At 68.5% G+C, this 6,774-nt stretch carries 6 protein-coding genes; 2 read left to right on the top strand and 4 right to left on the bottom strand.

From position 1 onward, the window contains the following. The coding region (locus J7I97_RS22880) for an endo-1,4-beta-xylanase (protein WP_214937799.1) at positions 1-1,066 on the top strand (1,066 nt) is incomplete at its 5' end. Positions 1,067-1,361: 295 nt separating this feature from the next. Beyond that, a complete protein-coding gene (locus tag J7I97_RS22875) occupies positions 1,362-2,804 on the top strand; it encodes a non-reducing end alpha-L-arabinofuranosidase family hydrolase (protein WP_214937797.1) in 1,443 nt (480 codons plus the stop codon). A 137-nt stretch (positions 2,805-2,941) separates the two neighbouring features. Here the strand turns inward: J7I97_RS22875 and J7I97_RS22870 are convergent, their stop codons facing one another. The 4 genes from J7I97_RS22870 to J7I97_RS22855 form a co-directional block, all read right to left on the bottom strand. Beyond that, positions 2,942-3,775 (bottom strand): alpha/beta fold hydrolase, encoded by an 834-nt coding sequence (locus J7I97_RS22870; protein ID WP_214937795.1) that lies wholly within the window; start codon positions 3,773-3,775, stop codon positions 2,942-2,944. A gap of 190 nt (positions 3,776-3,965) precedes the next feature. Further along, positions 3,966-4,253 carry a PaaX family transcriptional regulator C-terminal domain-containing protein gene (locus tag J7I97_RS22865; RefSeq protein WP_374195505.1) on the bottom strand — a complete coding sequence of 96 codons (288 nt, stop codon included), beginning with the start codon at positions 4,251-4,253 and terminating at the stop codon, positions 3,966-3,968. A gap of 514 nt (positions 4,254-4,767) precedes the next feature. Continuing rightward, positions 4,768-5,784 carry an SRPBCC family protein gene (locus tag J7I97_RS22860; RefSeq protein ID WP_214937793.1) on the bottom strand — a complete coding sequence of 339 codons (1,017 nt, stop codon included), beginning with the start codon at positions 5,782-5,784 and terminating at the stop codon, positions 4,768-4,770. Between the two features lie 6 nt (positions 5,785-5,790). Beyond that, positions 5,791-6,699 carry a histone protein gene (locus J7I97_RS22855; RefSeq protein WP_214937791.1) on the bottom strand — a complete coding sequence of 303 codons (909 nt, stop codon included), beginning with the start codon at positions 6,697-6,699 and terminating at the stop codon, positions 5,791-5,793. Positions 6,700-6,774 lie beyond the last annotated feature (75 nt).

Below are 6,774 nucleotides of genomic sequence, written 5' to 3'. Positions count from 1 at the left end.
TCCGGTTTGCCACAACGCACTGATGAACAACCACATCACCACCGAGATGACCCACTACAAGGGCAAGATCTACGCCTGGGACGTGGTCAACGAGGCCTTCGCCGACGGGAGCAACCAGCACCGCAGCTCCGTGTTCCAGAACCTGCTGGGCAACGGCTTCATCGAGGAGGCATTCCGCACCGCCCGGAACGCCGACCCCTCGGCCAAGCTCTGCTACAACGACTACAACATCGAGAACTGGTCCGACGCCAAGACCCAGGGCGTCTACAGCATGGTCAAGGACTTCAAGTCCCGCGGCGTACCCATCGACTGCGTCGGCTTCCAGAGCCACTTCGGCACCAGCGGCCCGCCGGCCAGCTTCCAGACCACGCTGTCCAACTTCGCCGCGCTCGGCGTGGACGTCCAGATCACCGAGCTCGACATCGCCCAGGCGTCCACCACCGCGTACGCCAACACCGTCCGGGCCTGCCTCAACGTCGCTCGCTGCACGGGCATCACGGTGTGGGGCATCCGCGACAGCGACTCGTGGCGCACCGGTGAGAACCCGCTGCTGTTCGACAACAGCGGCAACAAGAAGCCCGCCTACAGCGCGGCACTCACCGCCCTGGGCGGCAGCAGCAGCGGCACGCCGGGCGGGGGCATCACCTCCGGAACCGTCTACACGCTCTCCGACGTGGCCGCCGGACGCGTTCTCGACGAGCCCGCGGGACAGAACGGCAACGGCACCCCGCTCCAGGTCTGGGACGCCAGCGGTGCCTCCAACCAGCAGTGGCGGGCCAGCCAGAACAGCGACGGCTCCTACACGCTGACCAACATCGCCAGCGGCCGGGCACTGGACGAGCCGGGCAACCAGACGGGCAACGGGACGAGGCTGCAGGTCTGGGACTCCAACGGCGGCGCCAACCAGCACTGGCGGGCCAGCCAGAACAGCGACGGTTCCTACACGCTGACCAACGTCGCCAGCGGCCGGGCGCTGGAGATCCCCGGCGGTCAGACCGTCAACGGCACTCCCGTCCAGATCTGGGACTCCAACGGCGGCGCCAACCAGCACTGGAACTTCAGGTGAGCTGAGCCGCGGGGGGCGCGTGCCTGCGCCAGATCCCTTCGCCCCGCCGGGAAAACCGCCGCGAGCCGCCGGGGGCGACACACCCAGTACCGCAACGCGGCCTGACGAAGACCACGGCAGCCTGGCAAGCGCGCAGGTCAGCACATATACGGGACTTTTGAAACCCTACAGGCAAAGGCGAGGATTTCCTGCGCCGGCCGATTGGCAACTCTTGATGCGCACACTCAGGGTGGCCCGCGCATGTTAGCGATAACAAAGCTGTCTCACTGCTCCATCCGTTCACAAAGGAGGTCCCATGCCCAGACGAAGTTCCAGCCGCAGGCATCTGTCTGTGGTGCTCACCGCCGTGGTTGCGGCCGTGGCGGCGTTGGCGGCGATGCTCGTCGCCAACCCGGCTCAGGCGGCCACCAGCGGTGCCTTGCGCGGTGTGGGTTCCGGTCGGTGTCTCGATGTGCCGAACGCCAGCCAGACCGACGGCACGTACCTGCAGATCTACGACTGCTCGAACGGGACCAACCAGCTGTGGACGTTGACGTCCGGCAACCAGCTGACCGTATACGGCAACAAGTGCCTGGATGTTCCGGGCCACGCCACCACGGCCGGTACCCGGGTGCAGATCTGGACCTGTAGCGGCGCTGCGAACCAGCAGTGGCGGGTGAACTCCGACGGCACGGTGGTCGGAGTGGAGTCCGGGCTGTGCCTGGACGTTACGGGCGCCGGTACGGCCAACGGCACGGCGGTGGAGATCTGGACGTGCAACGGCGGCAGCAACCAGAAGTGGACCGGCCCGTCCGGGACGTCGACCCCGACGACGCCCGCGCCGACGGGCGGCACGTGTGCCCTTCCGTCGACGTACCGGTGGACGTCGACGGGTGCGTTGGCGCAGCCGGCGAACGGGTGGGCCGCGGTGAAGGACTTCACCGACGTGGTGTACAACGGCAAGCACGTGGTCTACGCGTCGAACGTGTCGGGATCGTCGTACGGCTCGATGATGTTCAGTCCCTTCACGAACTGGTCGGACATGGCGTCGGCCGGCCAGAGCGGGATGAGCCAGACAGCGGTGGCGCCCACGCTGTTCTACTTCGCGCCTAAGAACATCTGGGTGCTGGCGTACCAGTGGGGCGCGTGGCCCTTCATCTACCGCACGTCGAGCGACCCCACCAACCCCAACGGCTGGTCCCCGCCGCAGCCGCTGTTCACCGGTAGCATCCCCAACTCCAGCACTGGCCCGATCGACCAGACCTTGATCGCTGACGGCCAGAACATGTACCTGTTCTTCGCCGGTGACAACGGCAACATCTACCGGGCGAGCATGCCGATCGGGAACTTCCCGGGCAGCTTCGGCTCGTCGTACACGACGGTCATGAGCGACTCGACGGACAACCTGTTCGAGGCGCCGCAGGTCTACAAGGTTCAGGGCCAGAACCAGTACCTCATGATCGTTGAGGCGAAGGGGGCGAATGGGCGCTACTTCCGCTCGTTCACGGCCTCCAGCCTGAGCGGTTCGTGGACCCCGCAGGCCAGCAGCGAAAGCAACCCCTTCGCGGGCAAGGCCAACAGCGGTGCCACCTGGACCAACGACATCAGCCACGGTGACCTGGTCCGCAACAACCCCGACCAGACCATGACCATCGACCCCTGCAATCTGCAGTTCCTCTACCAGGGCAAGTCCCCCACGGCGAGCGGCCCCTACGACCAACTGCCGTGGCGGCCGGGTGTCCTTACCCTGCAGCGCTAAAGCGCTCCGCTGCCGGCCCCGGATCTCCCGGCGACTCGCCTGAAGCCCCGCGGAAGGGTGCGCTGACCGCTGTAATGACTCGAAGTGGGCCGGGTGCGGTGTCATGCGCCCGGCCTTCGGTTGTGCCTGACGGGTCATCAGCCGCCTTCCACCTCAAGGCGCGGGGGCTGCGTCAGGAATTCCGCGATGCGCTCTCCCCATGTCGCGACTTCGGCGCGCGTCTGTGCCACGCGCAGCCGCGCGTCGGGCAGGCAGGCGGCGAGGGTTTCCGCCGTCGCCCGCGGATGGCCGGGGTCATCCTCCCAGGCCAGGATCAAGGCCGGTTGGCGCAGCGAGGCGATCGCGGCGGGCGCGGGCAGATCGGCCAGCGCGAGGCCGCGCAGTACGGAGGGCAGGACGCGCTCCTCGGGTGTCGGCGGGAGCTCGGGGACGTCCGCCACGACCGCGGGGCGGGGTCGGCCGTTCTTGGCGGCCCGCCAGACATCCACCCCCTCCCGTTCGACGGTGTCGGCGGCCGCCCGGTTGGCACGCGCGTAGGCCTTTCGTCCCGCCCACGCCGTGGGCGGGATGAGCAGGACCAGCCGGGAGAACCGCACGGGCGCACGGACGGCTGCGTGCAGGACGGTGCCGCAGCCCATGGAGGCACCGATGCCGTCGACGGGCTCCGTGGCTCCCAGATGGTCGAGCAGGGCCAGCAGATCGTCGGCGAGGGAGGCGTAGGTGTAGTCGGTGGCCACGGATTCGCCGGTGGACCGGCCGTGGGCCCGGGCGTCGTAGCGGACCAGGCGCCGCCCGGCGTCCAGGACGGGCGCCCAGTCGAAGAGGCCCATCCGCTCCTCTTGGGCCTGGCTCGCGAAACCGCCGTGGGCGTACACGGCGAGCGGCCCGTGCCCGGCGTCGTCGTACACGAGCTCCGCGCCGCGATGGTGAAAGCGGCATTCCGCGACGGGATGCATTCCCATGGTCCTCATGGCCTCACGCTGTTACCGGAGCCCTGCGTCCAGCGTATCCCCCGCATGCGTGGGGGCGGTCCCGAGGTCGGCAGCCGGTGCCACATCGTGGATCGGACCGGCGGTCTGTCCCGTCAGTGGCATCAGTTCGTACAGTTACGCGCTCGGCGCCTTCGCCCCACAGGCATGACCTGCGCCGTCTGTTCCGTCTTCAGCGGGTGGCCCGGTCTGCCGCCTCTCGGGTGATGTCGGCGTAGAGGCGGAAGAGGGCCGGGCGGGCTTCGCCGTGGTCGCGTTCGTGCAGGGCTGCCCAGCACCGGGCGATGAGCTCCCGGGCCTGGGTGCCGGGCCAGGGCTGGGGCAGGAGCTGAGGCGGCAGCAGCGGGTCGGGCTCCATGGCGCGGGTGAGTTCGGCGGCCAGCTCGACCGCGATGGTCAGGAGTGCGGACGGGGAGAGTCCGGCAGGGCCGGTGAGCCGGTCGAGGCGGGGCCGGGCGATGCGGCTGAGGCGGTGGTAGCGGTCGGCGATCTCTTGCAGGGGCCACAGCTGGCGGGCGAGTTCGGCAGGCTCCTGGGTGTCGCCCCTGCGCAGGTCCGTCGTGGTGAGGAGGGTGAGCGCGCCGTGGGCGCCGAGGCGGTGGCCGCGTCTTCGACGTACGGTTCCCAGGCGTTGGCGCAGACGTACAGTGCTCCGCCGACACGGAGCGCGTCTACCGCAAGGTGCTGGATGCGGGCGGCGCGTTGAAGGTCAAGCGCTACCCGGACGCGACCCATTCACTGCTCAAGCAGTCCATCGAGCACTCGGACCTCAAGATCGCGCTTACCGCGCTCTTCTCCCCCCCCGCTCGCTCTTCGCGGACGGATTCCTCGACGACCAGCGACGGTTCCTGAGGGACCCCGGCCGAGCCGGCAAGGCCACGCCATGACACTCCCGAATGGGGGCGTCCTAGGCGACGGACCAGGGCTGTGGCCGTGCGGGGAGCACGGCCACACAGACGGAGGTTCCGTGAGCCTCAGCGCCGGCGCCGTGGCCGGCGGGGCTCTTCGTCCTCGTCTTCGTATGCGTCCTCGTCTTGCTCCTCCTCGTCTTCTTCTTCCTCCTCCTCATCGGGGTAGTCCTCCTCCTGTTCTTCCTCGTCGTCGCTCTCGGGCTCTTCGTATTCCTCGTCCGGCTCGTCCGGCTCGTCGGCCGAGCCCGCCTCCTCCGCCTCCTCCTCGTCCTCAAGGGCTTCTTCGTGTGTGAGGACCACTTCGCCGTCCTGGATCTCTCCGCGCCAGCCTTCGGGCTCTTCGTTGGAGAGGCTGACGAAACGGTTGAAGTTCTTCAGGTCCAGGCGCATACGCCGGCCCTGTGCCCGCCAGAGGTTTCCGGTCTTTTCGAAAAGTCCGGCAGGGTAGTACTCCACGACCAGGAGGATCCTGGTCAGGGAGGGGGCGAGCTCGTGGAAGCTCACGCAGCCGCGAGTGGTCCCTTTGGGCCCCCCGGAGCTCCAGACGATCCGCTCGTCGGGAATCTGCTCTTCGACGGTGGCTTTCCAGCTGCGTGTGGAGGGGCCGACCTTGACCTTCCAGTCGGTGGTGGTGTCATCACTTTGTGAAACGCTGCGTACACCCTTGGCGAAGCTGCTGAAGTCCTCGTACTGGGTCCAGTGGTCGTAGGCGGTGCGCAGTGGTACCCCGACGTCGATGGCTTCGACGATGTTGATGGCTTTGCCGCCGCCTTTGCGACCCTTGCCCTTGCCCCCCAGCAAACCGGCGCCGGCGTCCTTGACCGTGTCCTTGAGTCCGTCGAGCGTCTGGCCGAGGACGGCCTTCACCGGGGAGTCACCCTTGAGGAGCCGGCCGCCGAGTCCGGGGAGCTGGCCCCCGTTCTCCGCCACGTCGTAGAGGCGGTCGGTGACGTCGCCCACTTTGTCCACGGCCTTGTCGGCCAGCTGGTCGGCTTGCATGGAGAGGTAGGCGGCGGCCTCGTCGAGCAGTCTGTCGAATCCGGAGGGTGCGTTCCTGGCACCGCGCTGTGTGGTGGCCATGGGGTGTCACCTCCGCGTGGACGGCTTGCGGCTGGCCGTCTTCCGGGTCGCTGCGGTCTTCTTCGCAGCGGCCTTGCGTGCAGGCTGGCGCGCAGTGCTCTTCTTGGCTGCCGTCTTCTTCGCGGCCGGCTTGCCCGCCGCCTTCGTGGCCGGCGCCCGCCGCGACGTCGAGGAGGAAGCGGCCCTCGCCTTCGTGCCGGCGGCTGCCTTCTTCGCCGGGGTCCTCGCAGCAGCGCTTCCGGTCGATGTCTTCTTCGCTGGGGCTGCCTTCTTGGCCGGGGCAGCCTTCTTCGCCGGGGCGGTCTTCTTGGCGGGGGCGGTCTTCTTGGCCGGCGTCTTACGGGCCGGTGCATGGCGGGGTGCCGCCTTGGTCGTGCGCGCGGGGGAGGCGCGGCGGGCCGGACGACGGGGAGGTGGTTCTTCCTCTTCCTCCTCGGGCTCCTCTTCCTCGGGCTCTTCTTCGTCCTCGGCCTCTTCTTCCTCCGGCTCCTCTTCCTCTTCTTCCTCTTCCTCCTCTTCGGCCTCTTGGTAGGGCTCGCCTTCGTCTTCGTAGTCGTCTTCCGCCTCGTCGTACTCCTCTTCCTCCGCGGCCTCGTCGTCGCCCCTGCTGAGGACGAGGGTGCGGTCATGGAGCGAGTCGGCGAGCTTGGCCATCTGCCGGTTGGCGGCAGCTGTCAGGGCCCGGCGGCCGGCGTCCAGCGCTTCGCCCCTGATCTGCTCGCCGAGCTCGGCGACCTGGGGCATCTCGCTGAGCTTCTTGAGGCCCTGCGTCGCGAGCTCTCTCGGCTCGACGCCAAGGCGGCGACCGGCGGCGTATGTCGCCAGGCTGAAGGCCAGGCGTCCTTTTTTCGCCCGTCCCAGTATGTAACCCCCGACGACGGCCGCCGCCAGGATGATCTTGGTCGTGTCCTCCATGAGCCCTTTCCCTTCGCCAGGTGCGCGCGGGCCACCACCGCCCTTTGCAGGTCCAAGTGCCGCCGTGGACGCACG

The organism is Streptomyces sp. ISL-87 (assembly GCF_018614095.1).
GTDB lineage: Bacteria > Actinomycetota > Actinomycetes > Streptomycetales > Streptomycetaceae > Streptomyces.
The sequence above is the reverse complement of the archived record's forward strand: the minus strand, read 5'-3'. Positions and strand labels throughout refer to the sequence as shown.